A 22068-nucleotide genomic window follows, 5' to 3' on the forward strand; every position below is an offset into this window, starting at 1 on the left:
CAGGCGACCCGTACGGGGGCCGACCAGTGAGCCAGACCGTCGACCGGGCGCTGAGCATCCTGCCGCTGCTCGCCGAGGGGCCCGCGAATCTCGAACAGGTCGCCTCCCGCCTGGACGTGCACAAGTCGACGGCCCTGCGCCTGCTGCGCACGCTGCACGAGCACGGCATCGTCTACCGCCAGCCCGACCAGCGTTACCGCCTGGGCGCCCGGCTGTTCGCGCTCGCGCAGGAGGCCGTCGAGAACCTCGACGTGCGCGAGATCGCCCACCCGCACCTGGCGGAACTGAACGCCGCCTGCGGGCACACCGTTCACCTCGCGGTCTACGAGGAGGACGAGGTCCTCTACATCGACAAGGTGGAGAGCCGCTACCCGGTGCGGATGTACTCCCGTATCGGCAAGCCCGTCGCGATCACCGTCGCCGCCGTGGCCAAGCTGCTCCTCGCCGACCTGCCGGAGCCGGAGCGCCGCGCCGTAGCGGAACGGCTCGACTACCCCCCTTACACGGCCCGTTCGACCCCGAACGCCTCCGCCTTCCTCACCGAACTGGCGAAGGTACGGGACCAGGGCTGGGCCACCGATCTCGGTGGCCATGAGGAGTCCATCAACTGTGTCGCGGCGCCCATCAGGGGCGCCGAGGGCAGGGTCGTGGCGGCGATGTCGGTCTCAGCGCCGAACGTCGTCGTCTCGGCCGACGAACTCCTCACCCTCCTCCCGCGCGTACGCAGGACCGCTGACGCCATCAGCGCCGAGTACGCGGGGAGACCTTCCACCCCTCCAGCCAAGAGAGCAGCACCATGAGCGAGAAGCTGACGAAGACCGCCCTCACCCCCTCGACGCACACCACCCCGCCCGCGAAGTTCTCGCACGGCGTGCGCAAGGGGAACATCCTCCAGGTCGCGGGGCAGGTCGGGTTCGGGCCCGCCGTCGAAGGACAGGCACCGAAGCCGGTGGGCCCCGGCCTGCGCGAGCAGACCCTCCAGACGCTGGCCAACGTCCAGGCGATCCTGGAGGAGGGCGGCGCCTCCTGGGAGGACGTCATGATGCTCCGCGTCTTCCTGACGGACACCGGGCACTTCGCCGAGTTCAACGAGATCTACAACGAGTTCTTCGCCGACCTGGTGGAGGCGCCCTCAGCCCGTACGACCGTGTACGTCGGTCTCCCCGCCGGTCTCCTCGTCGAGATCGACGCGCTCGCCGTCCTCGGCTGAGCACTCCCACCCTTCCCCCAGCCTTCGGCCGGGAGGTGCCCCCACCTCCCGGGCCCGGGCGCGTTCCGGGCTGCGGGTCCGGGCGCGTTCCGGCCCCCGGCCTGGAGCCGCTCCGGACCCCACGTCCGGTCCCGCTCCGGACCCCGCTCCACAAGGGCCGGACCGGGCTGTTCTCCAGCCCGGTCCGGCAACTGAAGAGCGACGGCGCCCGAACGGAAGCTTGGGGACATCTCCGTCCCGCGCACAGCGCGGACAGGGGCTCAATCCGGCTTGGAAACAACGAGGTTCCCCATGCTGCTTGCCGCTGAAACGCCGCCCCACACGGGCGGCCTGCTCGCGCTCATACCCGGGACCGGGGGTCTGCTGACCGTCGCCGCCCTCGGGATCGTTCTGCTGCTGGTCCTGATCATCAAGGTCCGCATCCAGCCCTTCGTCGCACTGCTCGCGGTGTCGATCGCGGTGGGGCTGGGTGCGGGCCTCTCCGTCACCGAACTGTTCGGCACCGTCCAGAAGTCCGACGCCGTCTCCATGATCGAGTCGGGCATGGGCGGGATTCTCGGCCACGTCGCGATCATCATCGGCCTGGGCACCATGCTCGGCGCGATCCTGGAGGTCAGCGGTGGCGCCGAGGCGCTTTCGGCGCGGCTGCTGAACCTGTTCGGCGAGAAGCGCGCCCCGCTCGCGATGGGCCTTACGGGCCTGATCTTCGGTATCCCGGTCTTCTTCGACGTCGGCATCTTCGTGCTGGCCCCGATCGTGTACGCGGCTGCCAAGCGCAGCGGCAAGTCGGTGCTGCTGTACTGCATGCCGATGCTCGCGGGTCTGTCGATGACCCACGCGTTCCTGCCGCCGCACCCAGGACCCGTCGCGGCTGCCGGGTTGCTGAAGGTGGACCTGGGCTGGGTCATCCTCATGGGCATCGTCTGTGGCGTTCCCGCCGTGCTGGCCGGCTGGGCGTACGCGGCGTGGATCGGCAAGCGGATCTTCGTCGCGGTGCCGCAGGAGATGCTGGAGGCCGTCGAGGAGTCCAGGAAGGCGGTCGTCGCCGAGCAGCGGGCCAGCGGGATCGAGGGCGAGGAGAAGCCCGTCGCCGTCGGCACGGTGCTGGCCATCATCGGTACGCCGCTGGTGCTGATCCTGGCGGCCACGTTCTCCTCGATCGCGCTCGACCCTTCCACCACGCGGTCCGTCATCGAGTTCATCGGCCACCCCTTTGTCGCACTGACGGTGGCCCTGCTGCTGTCGTACTACCTGTTGGGGCTGCGCAGGGGCTGGAGCCGCAAGTCGCTGGAGACGGTCTCGACGGCCTCGCTCAAGCCGGTCGGCAACATCCTGCTGGTGGTCGGCGCCGGCGGGATCTTCGGCGCCGTGCTCCAGGGCTCCGGCGTCGCGCAGGCGCTCGCCGACGTGTTCGGGGACGCGGGCCTTCCGGTGATCGTGCTCGCGTATCTGATCTCCGTGGTGCTGCGGGTCGCGCAGGGTTCGGCGACGGTGGCCATCGTGACGACGGCGGGCATCGTGGCGCCGCTGCTGGCGGCGAGCGACCCCTCGCAGGCGCATGTCGCGCTGGTCATCATGGCGATCTCGGCGGGCTCGATCTTCGCCTCGCATGTGAACGACGGCGGATTCTGGATGGTCGCGAAGTACTTCGGCATCTCCGAGCGGGACACCCTGAAGTCCTGGACGGTGCTGGAGTCCGTGCTCTCGGTCGCCGGCTTCGCGGTGGCGGCGCTGGTGAGCATCGTCGTCTAGGCCATCAAGCGGAACCAAAAGCTCCAACTCCCGCCCCCGGAATCGCACTTGCCGATTCCGGGGGCGCTCTTGTGGCTGAACCTCATCTGGCCCAAGAATGCACGGCGTCAGACCGAAAAGACCTTCGGTAACAAGAGAGGAACCCCCACATGAAAAGACCTCTCGTCGGCTCTCTCGCCACGGCGCTCTTCGGAGCCGCCGCGCTCGCGGGCATCGCCGCCGCTCCCGCCGCAGCCGCCACCAGCGGTACGGCCACAGCCGCCACCAGCAACGCGGTCACCGCAGGCGGTACGGCCGCCGGCACGACGGCGCCGAACAAGGCGCCCGCTGCGGCGCCCTCGTTCGAGGGCACGGTCGCGCTGAGCAACTGCTCCGGCTCCGTGGTCAAGATGCCCGAGTCGCAGCCGGGCGACCCGGCACTGGTGCTCTCGAACGGTCACTGTCTCGAAGAGGGCATGCCCGAGCCCGGCAAGGTCATCACCGACCAGCCGTCCAACCGCAGCTTCACGGTGCTGAAGGCGGACGGCAGCAACGCGGGCACCGTGCGGGCCACGAAGATCGCCTACGCGACGATGACCGACACCGACGTCTCGCTCTACGAGGTCGGCTCGACCTACGAGCAGATCGAGTCGAAGTTCGGCGTCAAGGCGCTGGAGGTCGAGGCTGCCCACCCCACGCAGGGCAACGCCATCACCGTCGTCTCCGGCTACTGGAAGGAGACGTACGGCTGCGCCATAGACGGCTTCGCGCACCAGCTGAAGGAAGACGGCTGGACGATGAAGGACTCGATCCGCTACACCGCCGACTGCCGGACCAAGGGCGGTACTTCGGGCTCGCCGGTCGTCGATGACGCCTCCGGCAAGGTCGTCGGTGTGAACAACACGCGGAACGAGAACGGCGAGGAATGCACCCTGAACAACCCTTGTGAGGTGGACGAGAACGGCAACACCACCGTTCACGAGGGCATCGGCTACGGCCAGCAGACCTACATCATCACGCCGTGCGTGGGAGCGGGCAGCAAGATCGACCTCAGCCGTGAGGGCTGCACTCTCCCCAAGCCGTAACGGCCCGTAAGGGCGGTTGGGCAGCGCTGTAGGGATGCAGCGCCGCGGCGTCGGCACCGTACCGCTGTATCTCCGCAGCCTGTGGCTCCACAGGCTGTATCTCCACAGAATGAGGAGTCCATGAGAAAGCCCCTCGTCAGTACGCTCGCCGCCGCGCTCTTCGGCGCGGCGGCGCTGGCCGGCATAGCAGCGAGCCCGGCGGCAGCCGCACCCGCGAAGCCGGCCGCCCCGGCCGCGCAGTCGGCCGCTCACCACAAGACGCCGAGCTTCGAGGGGACGGTGGCGCTCAGCAACTGTTCGGGCTCCGTCGTCAAGCTCAGGAACTCGAAGGAGACCGACCCCGCCCTGGTGCTCTCCAACGGGCACTGCCTCCAGGAGGGCATGCCGGGCGCGGGCGAGGTCATCGTCAACAAGAAGACCAGCCGCGACTTCACGCTGCTCAACGCCGACGGCAGCGACGCCGGGAAGATCCACTCCGACAAGATCGCCTACGCGACGATGACGGACACCGACATCTCGCTGTACGAGGCCACCTCCACGTACAAGGAGATCAAGCAGAAGCACGGCATCAAGGCGCTGAAGCTGGACGCGCAGCACCCGCGCCAGGGCCGGGACATCACCGTCGTCTCCGGCTACTGGAAGGAGAAGTTCGGCTGCTCGGTCGACGGCTTCGCGTACCAGCTGAAGGAGGCGGACTGGACCTGGAAGGACTCCATCCGCTACACGATGGACTGCCAGACCAAGGGCGGCACCTCCGGCTCCCCGGTCATCGACAACCGCACCGGCAAGGTCGTGGGTGTGAACAACACCCACAACGAGGACGGCGAGAAGTGCACGCTGAACAACCCGTGTGAGGTGGACAAGAAGGGCAACGTCAGCGTCCGCCACCTGAACGCCTACGGCCAGCAGACCTACCTGATCACCTCCTGCTTCGGCAAGGGCAACCAGGTCAACCTCAAGGCGTACGGCTGCGTGCTGCCGCGCCCCAAGGTGTGACCCGGTAACGGCGCGCCCCCCAGGGCGCGTTGAGACGTGAGGGCACGCACAACGACGGACGCCCCCGGACGGCGTGAGCCGCTTCCGGGGGCGTCCTGCTCGTACGGGGCGGTGGGGTAGGTACCCCGCACGGGTCCGCGTCGGTCGCCGGTGACGTCCGCCACGTCCGCCGCAGTGCGTGCGGCGTGCGCGGCGTACGGGACGTACGCGGTGTACGGGAACCGCGGGCCTGCGGCGGCCTCTACGGGAGGCCGTGCACGTGGGGTCCCACGGTGCCGGACCACTTGTCGCCGCCGGCAGCGTCCCAGGCTGTTGACCAGGCCATCGCGCCGCGGATGCCGGGCCACTTCTCCTCGGGTGTGAAGCTGCCGCAGCTCTCGCCCTTGGCCAGGCAGTCGAGCGCGTTGTTGACCACGCCAGGGTCGACGTATCCGGAACCGGCCGCCTGCGGGGACGCGGGGGTGCCCAGGCCGACCTGTGAGGGGTCGAGGCCGCCCTTGATCTGGGTGCAGGCGAGCGCCGTGAGGAAGTCGACGGTGCCGGAGGAGTAGACCTTCCCGTCGCAGCCGTTCATCGAACCGCTGTTGTAGTACTGCATGTTGACGACCGTCAGAAAGCTCTTGATGTTGAGGGCCGTCTTGAAGTACTCGTTCTGCGGCGACTGCATGTCCACGGTCTGCGGCGCCATCGTCACCACGACATCGCTCTTCGCCGCGTGGATGGCCTCCAGGGCCTTGGTCATGTAGGTCGCGTCGAGGCCGTTCTCCAGGTCGATGTCGACGCCGTCGAAGCCGTACTCGTCCATCAGGCCGACGATGGACTTGGCGAAGGCGTCGGCCGAGGCGTCGTCGCTGACGGAGACCGCGCCCTTCTCACCGCCGACCGAGATGATCACGGACTTGCCCGCTGCCTGCTTGGCCGCGACATCCTTCTTGAACTGCTCCTCGGTGTAGTTGAGGGCCGGGTCGACGGTGAAGTCCACCTGACCTGGCGATCCGGTGGCGTCGGCGAAGGCGACCGCGATGATGTCGTAGTCGTCCTGGACCTCGGCGACCGTCTGGACCTTGGCGCCGTTGTCGAAGTTCTGCCAGTACCCGGTGACCGCGTGCGCCGGCACCTGTGAGGCGCCCACACGGGGTCCGGGGCTCTGCCGCTCGGCCACGGCGCCGCTCTCCGGCGTACCGGCGTTCGCCGTTCCGAAGGCGAACAGGCCCGAGGCCGCCAAGGCACCGGCGGCCAGGCCGACGAGTGCGCGGGCGCGGAAGGTGCGGGGGGATCGGGATCTTTCACGTGCCACAACTGCCTCCGATGTGGGGGGACAAGGGGAGGTGGGTGGTGCCTGTGCGTCGTACAACGTGGTCCAGACCAATCGGGTTGTCAAGACCTCTGACGGTCCCGGCGCCCCCACGGGCGCGCTTCCCGGCGATGCGCGCCCTCTTGTGCTGATCGGGTCCAGGCGGTTACATGCCCGGGCGGTGCACACCGCGTGAACTGCGTATCCCTGCGTACGGCGGAGGCACCACGGCATGTCAGCGGAGAACGCCACACCCGACCGGGCCGACGGATTCAACCCGCCCACCCGCAAGCCCAGTTGGAAGATGATCGGCCCCGGCATGGTCGTCGCGGCGACGGGCGTAGGCGCCGGGGACCTCGTCGCGACGCTCATCGCGGGCAGCAAGTTCGGCTACACCCTGCTGTGGGCGGCCGTCATCGGATGCATCGTCAAGATCGCACTCGCCGAGGCCACCGGGCGCTGGCACCTGGCGACGGGCCGCACCATATTCGACGGCTGGCGCAGCCTCGGCCCCTGGACGACGGTCTACTTCGCGATCTACGTCGTCATCTGGGGTTTCGTCTACGGCGCCACCGCCATGTCCTCCTCCGCCCTGCCGCTCCAGGCGCTCTTCCCCGAGGTGATGCCGCTCAAGGTGTGGGCGATCATCACCGGGCTCATCGGGCTGCTGTTCGTATGGACCAACCGGTACGCCATCGTCGAGAAGATCATGATGGTCTTCGTCGGCGTCATGTTCGTGGTCGTCGTCTACGTCGCCGTTCGCGTCTCGCCCGACCTCGGCAACGCGTTCGCCGGGCTGCTGCCCACGCTCCCGGCCGGCTCGATGATCTACACGCTCGGCCTCATCGGCGGCGTCGGCGGCACCATCACCATGGCGGCCTACGGGTACTGGATCAACGCCAAGGGATGGACCGACAGCGGCTGGATGAAGATGATGCGGCTCGACAACCGCGTCGCCTACGCCACCACCGGCATCTTCGTGATCGCCATGCTCATCGTCGGCGCCGAGATGCTGCACTCCTCGCAGATGGCGCTGGCCAGCGGCGACAAGGGGCTCCTCGACCTCGACAAGGTGCTGGAGAAGCGCTTCGGTGAGTTCACGGCCAAGCTCTTCCTCATCGGCTTCTTCTCCGCCTCCTTCTCCTCCCTGGTGGGCGTCTGGCACGGCGTGAGCCTGATGTTCGCCGACTTCGTCGAACGGATCAGGGCCGCGCGGGTGGGCGCTTCCGACGCGGGAGCGCTGGAGGTCGCACGGGGCGACCGCGAACGCTCCGCCCCCTTCCGGGGCTACCTCCTGTGGCTCACCTTCCCGCCCATGGCCCTCCTCTGGCTCGACGAACCCTTCGGCCTCGTCATCGCCTACGGAGTCCTCGGCGCCTTCTTCATGCCCTTCCTCGCCACCACCCTCGTCTGGCTCCTCAACACCTCCCGCACACCCCGCGAATGGCGCAACGGCTGGATCAGCAACACCCTGCTCATCACCTCCGGCGTCCTGTTCCTCGTCCTGTGCATCGAGGAACTACGCGACCTCCCCTGGTGACCCCGGCACCGGCGCGCCCCGGCACCCCGGGAGCGAGTGAGCCCGCCTTTCGGCGGGCTCATGGTCAGTCCTCGGCGAGCGTCTCGACGCCCCCTTCACCGAAGAGGCCGTCGGGGAGTGCGAGGGATCCCGCTTGCTTCATCCACTGGTCGAGTTGCCGGCCTCCGTCTTATCCGCACCGTCCAACAATTCGTCGGCGTGCGTGACGGTCATGGCGCGCTTGACCCAGTGGTCGAGTTGGTCTGGGTCGGTGCAGGCCGTGATGCGGACGCGCTGACTTTCGGTGAGAGGGATCTCCCGGTTGTCCAGGACCAGGAGCACGAACCGCGCCCGTTCTTCGGTGATGCCCTGAGCGATGCCCTTGGCGATGCCCTTGGCCTCGCCCTTGAGGAAGGTCTCTTCGACGAGCGTGCCGCGTCCGGGGAAGTAGCTTCCGTTCTTCACGCGTGTTCTCCGGTGTGGAGCGGGTGGTTGTGACCGTTGGGCTGCTGGGCCGGGGTCGGGTTGCCGGCCTCCGTCTCATCCGCACCGTCCCACAACTCGTCGGTGCGGGTGACGGTCATGGCGCGTTCCACCCAGCAGGCGAGGAGGTCCAGGTCGCGGCATTCCATGATGCGGGAATGTTGGGCATCGGTGAGGGGGATGTCGCGCAGCCTGAGAATGGCCAGAACGGCTTTCGCCTGACCTTCCGCCACGCCGCTCGCCTTGCCTTTCGCCTCGCCACTCGCTTCGCCCTTGAGGAAGGTCTCTTCGACGAGCGTGCCGCGTCCGGGGAAGTAGCTTCCGTTCTTCATGAGCGCTCTCCAGGTTTGCCGGTTCGGGGTCGGGCCGAGGCCGGATTCCAGTAGTTCGGAGTAGTACGTGAGGGACTCGTCGTCGGCTCTGCCGAGCGCGTGGGCCAGGGCCTTCAGTATGGCCGTTGCGTCCGGGTTCTTGCCATGAGTGATGGCCGCGAAGGTGGCCATCGGCAGGTCGGCCGCCGCCTCCTCCGGGTCGATGATCATCGGGACGTTTCCGGGGCCGAGGACCAGGGGGCGCACGGTGAGGGACTGCCAGTCGTCCGGTCCCAGATGGAAGGGGCCCATGGCCCACTCGGCCGTTTCCTTGTCCTGGCAGACGATCACGAGCAGGGCCGGACACTTGTTCTTTGCCTTGAGGAACGCGAGATAGTAAGCCCAGCTCGCGGCCTTGTCGCCGTCGGGGCGGCCCTGGGCCTCGATGGCGAGCATGGTGGGGGTGCCGCCGTCGCACGGGGTGAGGCGTAGGACGCTGTCGAGGCGTCGTTCGATGGGTTTGAGTTCTGTGGCGTCCGGGGTGAGGACCTCGACGCTCGACTCTTCCGGCAGGTGGACGCCCAGCAGCCGGAAGGTGGGGGCGAGGAGCGCGGGCCGTTCCTGGAAGATCCGGTGCGCCGCCTCGTGACGGGAAGTGACCATGCGAAGAACGTACGGTCGGCGCGGGCGCCAGGTGCACCTGTGCGGGGAGCGACCATCAGATCGGGTGAACTGGTGTGCGCAGGCCGCGTGTTGACAGGTCGCACGTGCTGGTGGGTGGTTTCGGGGCGCTGCGATGGGCCGGTGGCCGGCAGGGAAAGGGTGAGCGGCGTGAAGGGACGTGAAGAGAGGGGGCGCGGGCAGGGGCAACGGGGCCCGGTGCTGGTTCACTTGGCAGCGATGGCGGGCTGGTCTCCTCGAAGGTGCTTAGTCCGGCGGGGGGCGCGGGTAGGGCTGGGGGAGCGGCGGGGACCGAGTTCGGAGAATGGTTCTCTGGCAAGTGCTCCGCCGATAAGGTGTTATGTCGTCAGGTACACAGCGAGCAGGTACACAGCGAGATCGACAAGGCATCAACCAGCCATCGACAGACGGGGCACATGGGGCGGAACGCTGCGCAGCCGCGCCGGAGCCCGTTGGGGGCCACCGTGGTGGGGACCCGGGGGAGGCGGATGTGTCTACGGCGTTAGCGGTCACCAGCCACGACCACATGCTGGCCCCGCCCGACCGGCACACTCCGGGCGCCCATGTGTTCACGCCGCCGCAGGAGCAGTCGCTGGAGGCCGCGCTGGCCGAGACGCACGCGCTGCTGGAGCAGCACGGCTATCTCGTCGCCGTCTACCCGGCGACCCTGCCCACCCCGTACCTCCACCGCCTGCACACCATCAGGGCGTTGCTGGAGAGCCAGCGGATCGCGCTGATGCCGGTGGCGCTGCCGCCGCTGGCCACGGGCGTGCTCGTACGGCAGTTGCGGCAGCTGTCGCTGTGCGACTTCACCCCGGGGGTGCTGGGCGCGGCGGCCCGGCTGCTGACGCACTACTTGTACGCGGGCGCCGTCCTCAACTCCGTGGCCAAGCTCGACCGCGTGCCCGTTTCACTCGGCTCGCACGCCAAGTCGTGGATGCCGGGCGCCCAGTTCGCCGTGCTCGCCGCCCCCACCCCGGAACTGGTACGGCTGGGCGGTGAGGGGGCGCCGGGGCTGACGGGGCCGCAGTTCGCCACTCATCTCACCGTCGCGACCGGTCAGTTGGCCACCGACTGGGTCACCGGGACGCTCGGTCCCCGCTGGCAGGTGGGTGAGGTTCACGAGGCGTACCTGCCGGAGGACTCGCCGGCCTGGTGGGGCACGGGAAAGCTGGTGGAGTTCGTCGCCGCGATCCCCGACGTATCCGTGCTCTACCAGTTGGTGTCCTCGGTACGCCGCGACGAGTGCCACTGGTGCGGGCTCGAACTCATCGGCGACCGCTGCGCGTTCTGCGCGGCCCCGGCGCCTCCCGTAACGCCCGCGCCCGCCCCTCCCGCCTCGTCGGCGGGCGCCGCTTCCACGGCCCTGTCGCACACCGCGCCGTCATACGCGCCCACGGCCCAGCAATTCGACGGCTCCCACGGCCAGGAGCCAGCCCCCGACCGCGACACCGGCGCCGGACACGACCGTGACCGTGACCGCGACCGCGACACCGACCTTGGCCCTGACCGCGACCCCGACACCGACGCCGGGCCGGGTTCCGGTTCCAGTTCCGGTTCTGGCCCCGGCCTCGATCCGGATGCCGGCACCGGTGCTCACGCCGCCCATGGGTCAGGCTCCCCCAACGGTTCCGGCGCCGCCACCGGCGCCGCTTCCGCTTCAGCGCCCGAAACATCCCCCGCTTCCCGTACGGGCGAAGCACCCGTCGTCGCCGACCCCCGAGGAATCCGTCGATGAACTCACGCCAGCGCCGCGGCGTCATACTGCTGGTCATTTCGCTGCTGTGCGCGTTCGGCGCGTTCGCCGGAGTGCTCGCGGTGATCAGGAACGTGGAGTCCAAGGTGGGCAACGAGACGACGGCCTACGAGCTGAAGGAGGACGTGCCCGCCTACCGGGCGCTGGACGAGTCGCAGTTCACCAAGGTGTCCATGCCCGAGCGCTGGCTGCCGGAGACGGCCGTCACCGATCTGTCCGACATCCGCCGCAAGATCGCCATCAATCCGCTGAAGAAGGGGTCGCTCCTCCAGTCCGACATGATGGCCAAGCGGCCCGAACTGGGCCCCGGCGAGCAGGAGATCGCCATCATGATCGACGCCGAGACCGGAGTCGCCGGCAAGATCAACCCCGGCAACAGGGTCAACATCTACGCCACCTTCGAGAGCGAGCAGCGTCCCGGTGCCAAGGGGGGCGGCGGCAAGACACCTTCCGAGTCCCGGGTCATCGTCAGCCAGGCCAAGGTCATCGACGTCGGCAAGCTCACCCCGCTCAAGGGCGACGACGAGCGCGATGAGCGCGCCCGGCAGCGCGAGCGCGACGGTGTGCCCATCACCTTCGCGCTCAGCACGGTCGACGCGCAGCGTGTCGCCTACGCCGAGTCCTTCGCCGAACACGTACGTCTCGCACTCGTCGCGCCCGGCGACGACGCCGAGATCCCCGAGGACGACCGCACCTACACCCTCACCGGAGACAAGTGAGGACAAGTGAGGCAGCCGATGGTCACCCGCATCCAGCCAGCCGTCAGCGACCCTGACGCGGCACGTTCGGTCGTCACGCTGCTCAGCCAGCTCCCCGACTGCGAGCCCGTCCCGCCCGCCATCGACTCCACGCAGCTGCTCGACACCCTCACGCAGCAGGCCGCCGAATCCCTCGCCGACCTGCCCGAGGTCGTGCTCGTCCACGAACTGATCGGACCGCTGCCCGCGCTGGAGCTGATCCGCGAGGTGGCCCTCCGCTTCCCCGCCGTCGGCGTCATCCTCGCCACCCAGGACACCAGCCCGAGCCTGTTCTCCGCCGCCATGGACGCGGGAGCACGCGGTGTCGCCGGGCTGCCCCTGTCCTACGACGAGCTGGCTGCCCGCGTCGGAGCCGCCTCGGGGTGGAGTTCGGGCGTGCGCCGCCACCTCGAAGGGTTCGGCGGATACGGCGAAGGCGCGGCAGGGGCCGCCAGGAACGGAGCCGCGGCAGCGGGCAACGGCCTCGTGGTCGCGGTCACCGGGGCCAAGGGCGGCGTCGGCGTCACGCTCACAGCCGTCCAGCTCGCGCTCGCCGCCCGTGCCTCGGGCCGCAACGCCGCGCTGGTCGACATGGACCTCCAGGCGGGGGACGTCGCCTCCTACCTCGACGTACAGTTCCGCAGGTCCGTAGCCGATCTCGCGGGTATCAGGGACATCTCGCCGCGCGTACTCCAGGACGCGGTCTACACCCATGAATCCGGCCTCGGGCTGCTCCTCGCACCGGGTGAGGGCGAGCGTGGCGAGGAGGTGGACGAGCGCGCGGCGCGGCAGATCATCAACGCCATGCGAGCGCGCTTCGAGGTCGTCGTCATCGACTGCGGCACCCAGATGCACTCAGCGAACGCCGCCGTGGTCGAAATGGCGGACAGCGCCCTGTTGTTGACCACGCCCGACGTGGTGTCCGTACGGGGTGCGAAGCGCATGGTGCGGCTGTGGGAACGACTCCAGGTGCGTAAGGCGGAGGAGACGCTCACGGTCGTCAACCGGGCCTCCCGGCACACCGAGATCCAGCCGCAGCTCATCGCCCGTATCACCGGCACACTCGTCGCCGGCACCACCGTGCCCGCGAACTTCAAGGAGTTGCAGTCCGCCGTGGACGCGGGCCGCATGCAGGACCTCGACCCGAAGGGCACGGTGCGGCAGGCCCTGTGGTCGCTCGCCGGTGAACTGGGGCTCGTCGCGCCCGGCGAGAACGGAGCGGGCGGCAGAGGCCGGCGCGGGAGGCAGGCCAAGGCGGGCAAGGGCGGGGGCGACCCGGCTGCCGGCCCCAAGTCGCTGCCCGAGGGCGGCTCGACCAGCGGTCCCCAGCACGCGGCGCTGCCCCCCGGCCCTTCGTCGCACCGCGCGGGCCCGCCGTCGCACCGCGCGGGAGCGCGTTTCGGGTCGGACCGTGGCGCGGTCGCCTTCGTACGCCGCCGGCTGGCGCCACCCCCGCAGGAGGGCGGAGACAGGGGCTCACTCTCCGTGGAGTTCGCCGGGATGGCGCCTCTCGTGCTCGTCGTGCTCACGCTGCTGTGGCAGTGCGTGCTGATCGGCTACACGTTCTCCCTCGCGGGCAACGCCGCCGACGAGGCAGCACGCGCCGCGACCGGCGCCGCCGCCTACGGGGACCCGCAGGGCGCCTGCGAGTCGGCGGCCCGCGAGCACCTGCCCGCCAAGTGGCGCGACGGCTCCACGGTGAGCTGCGCGCTCGGCGGCAACGTATGGAAGGCGGACGTCGACCTGAAGACCCCGATCCTCTTCCCGGGCGCCGCGGGCCTCCCGTTCACGGTGAACGGCGAAGCGGGCGCGGCGGAGGAGGGGTGAGCGATGCGCGGCGAGCGGAAGCGGACACGTGCCGGACGCCTGGGCGTATGTGCCGGACGCCTCGGCTTACGTGCCGGGCGCCCGGGCTCAGGTGCCGGGCGGCTGGACAAGGGTGGGGACAGAGGCGGCGGCAGAGGCGGGGGCGGGCATCCGGCCAGATGTACGGACGGACGGCGGCCGTCCCGGGAGGGGGACAGGGACAGGGACAGGGGATCGAGCGCGCTCGAATTCGCCGGGATGCTGCCGCTCCTGCTGCTGGTCGCCGTCGCGGCCATCCAGCTCGGGATCGCCGGCTACGCCGTGCAGCAGGCGGGTACGGGTGCCCGCGCGGCGGCGCGGGTGGCCTCGCAGGAGGACATCGCGGGGGAGTACGCGGCGAGCGGCAGGGCGGCCATGTCCAACTGGACGGCGGCGCGCAGCAGTTTCGCGCTGGGCGGCGGTGGCGAGGAGGTGGAGGTGACCACGACCGTGACGATCCCGTCCCTCGTCCCCGGCATCGACAGCTTCGGCGAGGCGTCGCGCTCCGCGACGATGCCCCGCGACTGACCCCGATTCCGGGCCCGTTTCCCGGGGCGTTTCCCAGGCCGGGCCTCTGTCCGGGCCCCGTACAGGGCCTCGGCCCGTCCCCCGGACCGCCCTCCGGCCCGTCCCCAGGACAGGCCCCAGGGGAGGCCGCACCGACAGGCCCCCGCCATCCGTACACCGACCCGGCACTCTGGCCCCACCCGAGAGGAGGCCGACCATGAGCCTGCGCTCCCGTATCACCGCGCACGAAAGCGCCGCCCAGAACACCGGAGGCCCCACCGACAGCACCAGCCATCTCGTGTCGGCCTACCGCTCCAAGCTGCTGGAGGAGATCGACCTCGCGGAGATGTCGGCGCTCAGCCCCTCCGAGCGCCGCGCCCGGCTCGAACGGGTACTGGGCCACATCATCAGCCGCGAGGGTCCGGTCCTGGCGACCCAGGACCGTACGCTCCTCATCCGGCGCGTGGTCGACGAGGCCCTCGGGCTCGGGGTGCTCGAACCGCTTCTCGAAGACGGTTCCATCACCGAGATCATGGTCAACGGGCCCGACCAGATCTTCGTCGAGCGCGGCGGCAGGGTCGAACAGGTCCCCGTACGCTTCGCGTCCAACGAGCAGTTGATGCAGACCATCGAGCGCATCGTCTCCACCGTCAACCGCCGCGTGGACGAGTCGAATCCGATGGTCGACGCGCGGCTGCCCTCGGGCGAGCGCGTCAACGTCATCATCCCGCCGCTCTCCCTGACCGGCGCCACCCTCACCATCCGGCGCTTCCCGCGCGCCTACACGCTGCGCGAGCTGATCGCGCTGGGCACGCTCGACGAGCACATGCTCTCGCTGCTGTCCGGCCTGATCAGGGCCCGTTTCAACCTGATCGTCTCGGGCGGTACCGGCAGCGGCAAGACGACGCTGCTCAACGCGCTGTCCGCGCTGATCCCGGAGACCGAGCGCATCATCACCGTCGAGGACGCCGCCGAACTCCAGCTCCAGCAGCAGCACGTCATCCGGCTGGAGACGCGTCCTGCGAACGTCGAGGGCAAGGGGCAGATCACCGTACGCGATCTCGTACGCAACTCCCTGCGCATGCGCCCCGACCGCATCATCGTCGGCGAGGTGCGCGGCGGCGAGACCCTCGACATGCTCCAGGCCATGTCCACAGGGCACGACGGCTCGCTGGCCACCGTGCACGCCAACAGCGCCGAGGACGCGCTGATGCGGCTCCAGACGCTCGCCTCCATGTCGGAGGTCGAGGTGCCGTTCGCCGCGCTCCAGGACCAGATCAACTCCGCCGTCGACGTCATCATCCAGCTCGCGCGGCTCGCCGACGGCTCCCGCAAGATCGTGGAGATCACGATCCTCGCCTCGCACGGGCGCGAGACCTTCCAGATCGCCACCGTTTCGCGCTTCGCGGCCCGGCCGATGTCGGCCGACGGGCGCGTGCACGGCACGTTCGAACACCTGCCCCTGCCCCGTCGTATCGCCGACCGGCTCTACATGGCCAGTGAGCCCGTGCCCCCGGCGTTCGGCGTCGCGCACTCGGCCGATGAGCTGGCCACCAGAGAGGCGGTCTGACGTTGGGAACCACCGCACAGTTCGCCCTCGGCGCCACCCTGGTGACCGGCGCGCTCGCCACCCTCGGCGTGCTGACGTACGCCTCAGGACGTGCGCGCCGCCAGGCTCTCATCGACCGGCTCAGCGGACTTGAGGGCACCGGTGTCGAACTCGCCGGCGGCACCTCACGCCGCCGCTTCGCCGGCATCGACCGCCGGCTGCGCGCCACAGGGCCAGGGCGGCGCCTCCAGGCGAAGCTGGCCGCGACGGGGCTCGACGTGTCGGCGGGCGAGTTCTTCGTCTACATGGCGGGGCTCGTCGCCGTGCTGTGGATGCTGGCCTCGTCCGTGCTCGCGCCGTTCTTCGGGCCCATCGCCGGGCTCGTCGGCGTCTTCGCCGCCAACGCGTTCCTCAACTACCAGCGCCAGCGCCGCACCGAACAGTTCATCAACCAGCTCCCCGAGCTGTCCCGCATCCTCGCCAACGCCACCTCCGCCGGCCTCGCGCTCCGCACGGCGTTGGGCATGGCAGCGGAGGAACTGGAGGCACCGGCGGGGGACGAGCTGACGATCGTCACGAATCAGCTCGCCGTCGGCCGCTCGATCGACGACGCGCTGAACGAGCTGGCCGAACGGCTGCCCTCGCGCGAACTGGTCGTCCTCGTCACCACCCTCGTACTCTCCAACCGCGCGGGCGGCACCATCGTCGGTTCCCTGCGCAACCTCACCTCCACGCTGGAGGAGCGCAAGGAGACCCGGCGCGAGGTCCGCACCATGCTCGCGGAGGTCAACGCCACCGCGTTCACCATCCCGCTGCTCGGGCTCGGCGCGATGCTCATGATGAACTCGATGATGCCCGGCGCCCTCGCCCGCGTCACCGGATCCCCCATAGGACAGGTCGCCATGGTGATCGCCGTGGGCCTCTTCGCCACCGGCTTCCTCGTCATCAGGCGCCTCGGCAGAATCGAGGTGTGAGCCGTGGTCGCTCTGGGACTCGCCGCGCTGTTCGGCTTCGCCGTCTACGGCATCTTCGCGGGCGTCCGCATGTACCGGGCCGAGACCAGGCTCCCGCCCGACCTCGCCGTCGCCCTGGAGGTCGGCGCCACCCGCACCACCGGCGCCGACGCCGCCGTCGACCGCCTCGGCATGCGCCTCGCACCGCTGGTGCTGCGGCTCATGGGCCCCAAGCAGGTCGACAGGAAACGCCGCAAGATCGACCAGGCCGGCAACCCCGGCGGCCTGACCCTCCAGCGCTACGCCGCACGCCGCGCCGTCTTCGGCGCCTTCGGCCTCCTCATGGCCCTCGTCGGCCTCTCAGCGGACAGCCTCTTCTTCACCGCGCTGGTGCTCGCCTTCGGCTGGTTCGCCGCCGACCTCGGCATCTGGCAGGCCATCAAGGACCGCAAACGCGTCATCGAACGCACCCTGCCCGACTTCCTCGACGTCCTCGCCGTCGTCGTCTCGGCCGGCCTCGGCTTCCGCCAGGCCCTCGAACGCGTAGCCGACCGCTACCAGGGCCCCTGGGCCGACGAACTCCGCATCACCCTGCGTCAGATGGACATGGGCGTCAGCCGCCGCCAGGCATTCGACGAACTGCGCAAACGCAACGCCAGCGAACAGGTCGACCAGTTCGTCACCGCACTCCAACAGGGCGAGGAACTCGGCGCCCCCATCGCCGACACCCTCATCCAAATCGCCACCGACATGCGCCGCACCGACGCCCAGAACGCCCGCCGCAAAGCCGCCAAAACAGTCCCCAAGGCCACCATGACCACCATCGCCTTCCTCCTCCCCGGCACGCTGATCCTTATCGTGGCGACGTTTATTCTGGGGTCGGACACGGATTTGGGGTCGGTGTTGGGGGGCTAGCTGTGCGGCCCGCTTCTTACGATGTGTGGCCGAGCGGCGGAGAGATCCGCAGGGTGCCTTTGGGGAGGGTGTTGGCGCCTTTGCACTTGAAGTGCTTCTGAGAGAGCTTCCTGGTCACCTGTGCGGTGAGGTCGACTAGGTCTTGTGTCGCCTGATCGACGGTATTGGCTGGCGCATACTCTCGGTTGGCGGTGTCCGCGCTCGTCACGACGGAAACCGTCGCATCGGGGTCTTCCTTGCCAGGGCAAGGGACATAAAGGAGGACTGAGCCTTCGTCCTTGAGCCTGCCGAACGCGTTACCCCAAGTGACCCTGCGGTCCGCATTCTCAAGGATCTCGTCTCGCTGAGCGCCCCCTCCGCTCGGGTACCTTGTGCCGACCACAACGGTGTCGTCCCCCAACCGGATCTCGCACGTCGCAGACCGGGACGGCGGAGTTGGCTTCGGGAAATCTCGGGAATCCTCACGGAATTCGCCCTCACGAGAGGACATAAGCCCCTGAACGCGGTCCCCCTCGACGTATCCTCCACACAAGGTTTCCGGAACTTTCGTCTCCACATCGAAGACGCCTTGGCCCCAGAGGACTGTGCCGGTGACAGCGATGGCGACCACGCCGATCGTGATATACGCATTGCGACGTGGCATGTGATTCTCTTCGGTTGTCCGGTGGATTTCCATCTTCAACGGATACCTTTGTAGCCGTTACGAACATTCTGCGCTACATAGTCGGCAGCGGCTTTGCCCTCGGGGCTATTCGGATCGACCCCGGCTTTCCGTGCAGCCTCTTCGGTGACCAGCTTCATTGATTTGGCATGGTCACTGCGCTCGCCACTCAGGAACTCTTCCCGGTTATCTGCCACCTTTTCTGCAGCTTCCTCGGGGTCCTTCTTGAAGCTGTCGAACACGGCCTCGTTCACCATCCCGACCGCATCTCCGACGGGGCCTGGGGCGCGCTCCAGGCCAGCGGATGCGATGGTTCCGACCCATTCCTTCTTCTGGTCCAGGGCTTCGTTGTACTTCTCAGCAGCTCCCACTCTGTCGGCAGCGTTATCAATTCCATCTGCACGGCCCTGTGCGGCGAAGGCTGCCACTTCCGCCCCCGGGTACGCAGCTTGTGAAGACACCTCCGCCAGGCTAGTTCTATCGGGGGGATCGGCCAATCCCCTGGCGATGGCACCCGAAGATGTTTCGTGCTGTGCATGGATAATGGATGCGTAGCCGTCTGGGTCCTGGGAGCCCGCGTTGATGAAACGCCTCACGTGCGAACTCCCTTCTTGCTCTTGAAGCTCTGCGGTTTCTCCCCGGATTTGGATCAACCCGCTTTCATCGCCCATTGCGATAGCCTTTTGGATATCCGGCATGTAGTCGCCAGCCATGGCACCCATATTGTCCGCGATGGGCGACAACTTCCCCCCATGCTCGACCAACGCGAACCCCTCTTGCGTGCCGAGCCTGCTGACCACTTTCTCGAACAGATCCGCCTGGGCCCGCGTGTGCTCCAGGCGGGGCCCCTCGTCCCCGGCGGGGCGGCCCGTTGTGGCGGATTGCAGAGCGTCGCCCAGGGCGTCTCTTCCTGGGGAGTTGGACGGGGATCCGTCGCCGGGCCAGGTCCGTACGTTGTCGCCATTCCCGTCGCCCAGGAAGTAGTCGAAATTGCTGGTCTCCTTGAGGCTCGTACCCGCGCCGCCCGTTGAGCCGTCGAAGAAATCTGTCGCGGCCTCCGGGCTGTGATTGAGTCCCCGCATCAGCCCCTCCATCGGGTCGTACCCCGCCCCGCCCTTCCTGTCCAGATTCAGCACGGCATCGTTCAGAGTCGTCTCTCCGGGAGATGGCCAAGCCGAGGACCCACCATGCTCGCGTTCGTAGGCGACGATGTCGTTGCCGACATTGTTCAGGAACTTCGTGTCGTAGGTGCCGTGGCGCAGGATGTTGCCGAGCACTTGGTAGCCGATTGTCTTTTGGGTGCCGCCCATCCGGCCGAGAGGAAGTTCGCTGCGGCCGGCGGCCTTGAGCGCGTTGACCCATGTGCTGCCCAGGTGGGTCGCGTCGCCGTTCGGTGGCACTTTGGCGAAGGCGGGGGGATCGGTCGCGGTGGCGAGTCCTGTGCCCATGGAGTTCTGGACGACGCGGGCGAGTTCGAGGCGTTCCTTGCTGCCGTCGCTGGAGGCGTCGATGCCGAGTTGGGCGTGGAGGAGCAGGGCGTTTTTGGGGCCGAGGTCCCGGTAGAAGGAGGTGGCGAACTCCGGGTCCCTGGCGTTGTGTTTGGTGAGGGCCGCGAAGGATTCGAGGTCCTTGGTGGAGAGTTCCTTTCCCTGCTCGTACAGCTTGAGCTGTTTACGTGCGTAGGCGGTGGCCTGTTCGGCCTGGGCGTCGTCCAGGGAGGTGTAGGTGGCGTGGCCCGCGTTGTGCGGGTCGTTTCCGTGGGCGCGGAGCAGGGCGCCGCGAACGGACTGGTCGACCATGCGGGCTTCGGCGACAAGCGTATTGATGCGCCCCTGAATGTCGTTCTTGGTCTCGAACTCGGCGGCTTTGTGTTCACCTTTGGTGACGGACGCCTGCGAGATGGGCCCGGAAGCGGCAGTGGAGTCCTGGAACTCGCACGTCACGGTCCCGTCGCCGTTGTCCTGGATCCGGATGCCGTTGTTTCCCGCGCGTTCCTGCTGGGCCTTGAGCTTGGTCTGGATGGAGACGAGGTCGCTGTGCGCGCCGTCCAGCAGGTTCCAGATGGTCTGGGCTTCGGAGTGGAGGTCTCCGACCTCGTTGGCGATCTTGCGTACGAAGCGTTTGCCCAGGCCCGCGTTGATGCCCTCCCAACGGGCGGCGTCCGCCTTGGCGCGCATGCCCCTGTCGGCCTCGTTCGAGAGGTCGAGGAGTGCCGACTGTGCGCTCTTCCAGTCGCCGACGGCCGTACCGAGGCTGCCGAGGTTGACGTCGACGATGTCGGTGAAGGTGATGCGGGATTCAGGCATGGGGGCACCCTCCAGCGCTGCCGATGGCTGGACGGGTCACTTGAGGTACCGGTAGATCTGCGAGGGGGAGACCGCGCTGCCGTCACGGCGTTCCAGCTCGGCGCCGATCTTCACGTCGTCCGTGTGGTGGGACTTCTTCGTGTAGTCCAGGTGGTTGGAGATGTGGGCGCAGCCCTGGAGGACGGTCTTGAGCTGGGTTCCCCACACCTCGACCGCCTTGCTCAACGCGTCGCCGAGGAGGAAGGAGTGGCTGGCGAGACTCTGTGCGGCACGCATGCTCGCGCCCGCGCCCTCACTGTTGGCGTGCGCGCCCGCGATGTCACCGGACTTCTTGAGCTTGCCGTGGAGTGTGAACGCGTCGCTGCCGATGGCTCCCACGTCGTCCTGGGCGACGACCAGATCGGATTTCCCGGCTCCGCCACCGCCTTCATCGCCAGCCGAGGGGCCGTTGTCCGCGGGTCGGCCGTTGAGCTGCATGCTGACGGACTGGCTCTCGGCCGCTGCCTTGTGCTGTGCCCACTCGTCCTCGAAGGACATGAGTCACCCCCCGAAGGTGTGCGCCGGGGGAGCGCGTCAGCGCGGGGGCCGGGAACACCTTGCGTATTCGGCTGTCGCTTCGTCTGCTACGTCGTGTGATCGCGTGGGCCACGATAGTAACGGCCGTCCCATCTCGCCCTGAACAGCCGTGAGTTGTCACCAGAAGGAGACGTTCCGGCTCTTGCGGCCCGACCCGCCGCCGTATGGGCGCGACCCTCTGGGGCCCGTATGGGCGCGACCCCCAGGGGAGGACGGCGGCGCCGAAACCGTGTGGCTCCGGGCCGTACAGGCGTGCTGGGATCACGGGATGGCTGCTGAAGACACGCGCAAGATCGGGATTCTGTTGTTCCCCGGAGTCGAGGAACTCGATGCCATCGGTCCGTGGGAAGTGCTCTCGTACTGGACGCACAACTACGCCGAGGACGGGTGGGAGGTGTCCTGCTTCTCGGTCGATGGCAAGCCCGTGAACTGCGCGAAAGGGCTCACCGTCGAGGCGCACCACTCGATGTCGTCGATGCCGGCGCTCGATGTCCTGCTGCATCCCGGAGGTCAGGGCACCCGCCCTCAACTCACCGACGAACCGCACCTGGAGTGGGTCCGTTCCCAGCGCCGGTCGGTGCCTCTGATGACGAGCGTGTGTACGGGCTCGCTGGTCTACGCGGCGGCCGGGGTGCTGCGCGGACGGCCGGCGACCACGCATTGGGCGTCGCTGGACAAGCTCGCCGAACTGGACCCGACGATCGAGGTACGTGCGGACGAACGCTTCGTCGACGACGGAGACGTGCTGACCGCGGCAGGCGTCTCCGCGGGTATCGACATGGCCCTTCATCTGGTGGCCCGGCTGACGTCGGCGGAGCGGGCGCGTCAGGTACGGCGCGGAATCCAGTACGACCCGCAGCCGCCCGTCTGAGGTCACGGGCCGACCGCCCCCGCACACACCTGTGGGGCGGCACCGGAGAGGTGCCGCCCCACAGGGCCGATGCCGACGTGCC

General features: G+C 68.7%; 20 protein-coding genes. 14 read left to right on the plus strand and 6 right to left on the minus strand.

All coding sequences use genetic code 11. The annotated features are described in order from the left end of the window. Window positions 1-26: 26 nt before the first annotated feature. The 5 genes from NMN56_RS22000 (at window position 27) to NMN56_RS22020 (ending at window position 5022) form a co-directional block, all read left to right on the plus strand. Window positions 27-800, plus strand: a complete 774-nt coding sequence (locus NMN56_RS22000) for an IclR family transcriptional regulator (RefSeq protein ID WP_274041001.1) — start codon at window positions 27-29, stop codon at window positions 798-800. Then, on the plus strand, window positions 797-1210 hold the full coding sequence (locus NMN56_RS22005; RefSeq protein ID WP_274041000.1) for a RidA family protein: 414 nt from the start codon (window positions 797-799) through the stop codon (window positions 1208-1210). Before NMN56_RS22000 ends, NMN56_RS22005 begins: the two co-directional genes overlap by 4 nt. Before the next feature lie 291 nt (window positions 1211-1501). Beyond that, entirely contained in the window at window positions 1502-2962 is a 1461-nt protein-coding gene (locus NMN56_RS22010; RefSeq protein ID WP_274040999.1) for a GntP family permease, read from the plus strand. Window positions 2963-3111: 149 nt separating this feature from the next. Further along, window positions 3112-4026, plus strand: coding sequence for a S1 family peptidase (locus NMN56_RS22015; protein ID WP_274040998.1), 915 nt, complete (start codon window positions 3112-3114; stop codon window positions 4024-4026). Window positions 4027-4146: 120 nt separating this feature from the next. Then, entirely contained in the window at window positions 4147-5022 is an 876-nt protein-coding gene (locus tag NMN56_RS22020; RefSeq protein ID WP_274040997.1) for a S1 family peptidase, read from the plus strand. Window positions 5023-5263: 241 nt separating this feature from the next. Here the strand turns inward: NMN56_RS22020 and NMN56_RS22025 are convergent, their stop codons facing one another. After that, window positions 5264-6319, minus strand: coding sequence for a chitinase (locus NMN56_RS22025; protein WP_274040996.1), 1056 nt, complete (start codon window positions 6317-6319; stop codon window positions 5264-5266). Between the two features lie 229 nt (window positions 6320-6548). Between NMN56_RS22025 and NMN56_RS22030 the strand changes: the two genes are divergently transcribed. Next, a complete protein-coding gene (locus NMN56_RS22030) occupies window positions 6549-7856 on the plus strand; it encodes an Nramp family divalent metal transporter (protein WP_274040995.1) in 1308 nt (435 codons plus the stop codon). A gap of 138 nt (window positions 7857-7994) precedes the next feature. Here NMN56_RS22030 and NMN56_RS22035 read toward each other — a convergent pair whose 3' ends face one another. After that, window positions 7995-8300, minus strand: coding sequence for a Rossmann-fold NAD(P)-binding domain-containing protein (locus NMN56_RS22035; RefSeq protein WP_274040994.1), 306 nt, complete (start codon window positions 8298-8300; stop codon window positions 7995-7997). Then, on the minus strand, window positions 8297-9292 hold the full coding sequence (locus NMN56_RS22040; RefSeq protein WP_274040993.1) for a hypothetical protein: 996 nt from the start codon (window positions 9290-9292) through the stop codon (window positions 8297-8299). Before NMN56_RS22040 ends, NMN56_RS22035 begins: the two co-directional genes overlap by 4 nt. Window positions 9293-9800: 508 nt before the next feature. Here NMN56_RS22040 and NMN56_RS22045 point away from each other — a divergent pair. The 7 genes from NMN56_RS22045 to NMN56_RS22075 all read left to right on the plus strand — a co-directional run bounded on the left by NMN56_RS22045 (window position 9801) and on the right by NMN56_RS22075 (window position 17572). Beyond that, the gene (locus tag NMN56_RS22045) at window positions 9801-11048 is read left to right on the plus strand and encodes a hypothetical protein (protein WP_347178634.1); all 1248 of its coding nucleotides are present in this window, start codon (window positions 9801-9803) and stop codon (window positions 11046-11048) included. Then, window positions 11045-11785, plus strand: a complete 741-nt coding sequence (cpaB, locus tag NMN56_RS22050) for a Flp pilus assembly protein CpaB (protein WP_274040992.1) — start codon at window positions 11045-11047, stop codon at window positions 11783-11785. Before NMN56_RS22045 ends, cpaB begins: the two co-directional genes overlap by 4 nt. 18 nt (window positions 11786-11803) lie before the next feature. Beyond that, entirely contained in the window at window positions 11804-13630 is a 1827-nt protein-coding gene (locus NMN56_RS22055) for a CpaE/TadZ family protein (protein ID WP_274041086.1), read from the plus strand. Window positions 13631-13633: 3 nt separating this feature from the next. Then, entirely contained in the window at window positions 13634-14176 is a 543-nt protein-coding gene (locus NMN56_RS43050) for a TadE/TadG family type IV pilus assembly protein (RefSeq protein ID WP_274040991.1), read from the plus strand. Between the two features lie 196 nt (window positions 14177-14372). Next, window positions 14373-15725 carry a TadA family conjugal transfer-associated ATPase gene (locus NMN56_RS22065; RefSeq protein WP_274040990.1) on the plus strand — a complete coding sequence of 451 codons (1353 nt, stop codon included), beginning with the start codon at window positions 14373-14375 and terminating at the stop codon, window positions 15723-15725. A gap of 2 nt (window positions 15726-15727) precedes the next feature. Continuing rightward, window positions 15728-16678 carry a type II secretion system F family protein gene (locus NMN56_RS22070; protein ID WP_274040989.1) on the plus strand — a complete coding sequence of 317 codons (951 nt, stop codon included), beginning with the start codon at window positions 15728-15730 and terminating at the stop codon, window positions 16676-16678. A 3-nt stretch (window positions 16679-16681) separates the two neighbouring features. Continuing rightward, window positions 16682-17572, plus strand: a complete 891-nt coding sequence (locus NMN56_RS22075; protein ID WP_274040988.1) for a DUF5936 domain-containing protein — start codon at window positions 16682-16684, stop codon at window positions 17570-17572. 16 nt (window positions 17573-17588) lie between these two features. On the opposite strand, the gene NMN56_RS22080 is transcribed toward NMN56_RS22075, so the two are convergent. From NMN56_RS22080 to NMN56_RS22090, 3 genes are read right to left on the minus strand one after another with little or no spacing between them, the layout of a single operon-like run. Next, the gene (locus NMN56_RS22080) at window positions 17589-18254 is read right to left on the minus strand and encodes a hypothetical protein (RefSeq protein WP_274040987.1); all 666 of its coding nucleotides are present in this window, start codon (window positions 18252-18254) and stop codon (window positions 17589-17591) included. Then, window positions 18251-20539: a DUF6571 family protein gene (locus NMN56_RS22085; RefSeq protein WP_274040986.1), complete on the minus strand. Its 2289-nt coding sequence runs from the start codon at window positions 20537-20539 to the stop codon at window positions 18251-18253. The genes NMN56_RS22080 and NMN56_RS22085 overlap by 4 nt, the downstream gene beginning before the upstream one ends. A gap of 36 nt (window positions 20540-20575) precedes the next feature. Then, entirely contained in the window at window positions 20576-21076 is a 501-nt protein-coding gene (locus tag NMN56_RS22090) for a hypothetical protein (protein ID WP_274040985.1), read from the minus strand. Window positions 21077-21383: 307 nt separating this feature from the next. On the opposite strand from NMN56_RS22090, the gene NMN56_RS22095 reads away from it, so the two are divergent. After that, window positions 21384-21986 carry a DJ-1/PfpI family protein gene (locus tag NMN56_RS22095; protein WP_274040984.1) on the plus strand — a complete coding sequence of 201 codons (603 nt, stop codon included), beginning with the start codon at window positions 21384-21386 and terminating at the stop codon, window positions 21984-21986. The last annotated feature ends 82 nt before the right edge of the window (window positions 21987-22068 follow it).

Origin of the sequence: Streptomyces iconiensis (assembly GCF_028657195.3) — a bacterium.
Lineage (GTDB): Bacteria > Actinomycetota > Actinomycetes > Streptomycetales > Streptomycetaceae > Streptomyces > Streptomyces iconiensis.

Coding starts and splice junctions, on each gene's coding strand:
- NMN56_RS22065 (WP_274040990.1), top strand. CDS start 14,373: ATGAGCCTGCGCTCCCGTATCACCGCGCACGAAAGCGCCGCCCAGAAC.
- NMN56_RS22090 (WP_274040985.1), bottom strand. CDS start 21,076: ATGTCCTTCGAGGACGAGTGGGCACAGCACAAGGCAGCGGCCGAGAGC.
- NMN56_RS22055 (WP_274041086.1), top strand. CDS start 11,804: ATGGTCACCCGCATCCAGCCAGCCGTCAGCGACCCTGACGCGGCACGT.
- NMN56_RS22085 (WP_274040986.1), bottom strand. CDS start 20,539: ATGCCTGAATCCCGCATCACCTTCACCGACATCGTCGACGTCAACCTC.
- NMN56_RS22020 (WP_274040997.1), top strand. CDS start 4,147: ATGAGAAAGCCCCTCGTCAGTACGCTCGCCGCCGCGCTCTTCGGCGCG.
- NMN56_RS22040 (WP_274040993.1), bottom strand. CDS start 9,292: ATGGTCACTTCCCGTCACGAGGCGGCGCACCGGATCTTCCAGGAACGG.
- NMN56_RS22030 (WP_274040995.1), top strand. CDS start 6,549: ATGTCAGCGGAGAACGCCACACCCGACCGGGCCGACGGATTCAACCCG.
- NMN56_RS22015 (WP_274040998.1), top strand. CDS start 3,112: ATGAAAAGACCTCTCGTCGGCTCTCTCGCCACGGCGCTCTTCGGAGCC.
- NMN56_RS22005 (WP_274041000.1), top strand. CDS start 797: ATGAGCGAGAAGCTGACGAAGACCGCCCTCACCCCCTCGACGCACACC.
- NMN56_RS22010 (WP_274040999.1), top strand. CDS start 1,502: ATGCTGCTTGCCGCTGAAACGCCGCCCCACACGGGCGGCCTGCTCGCG.
- NMN56_RS22095 (WP_274040984.1), top strand. CDS start 21,384: ATGGCTGCTGAAGACACGCGCAAGATCGGGATTCTGTTGTTCCCCGGA.
- NMN56_RS43050 (WP_274040991.1), top strand. CDS start 13,634: ATGCGCGGCGAGCGGAAGCGGACACGTGCCGGACGCCTGGGCGTATGT.
- cpaB (WP_274040992.1), top strand. CDS start 11,045: ATGAACTCACGCCAGCGCCGCGGCGTCATACTGCTGGTCATTTCGCTG.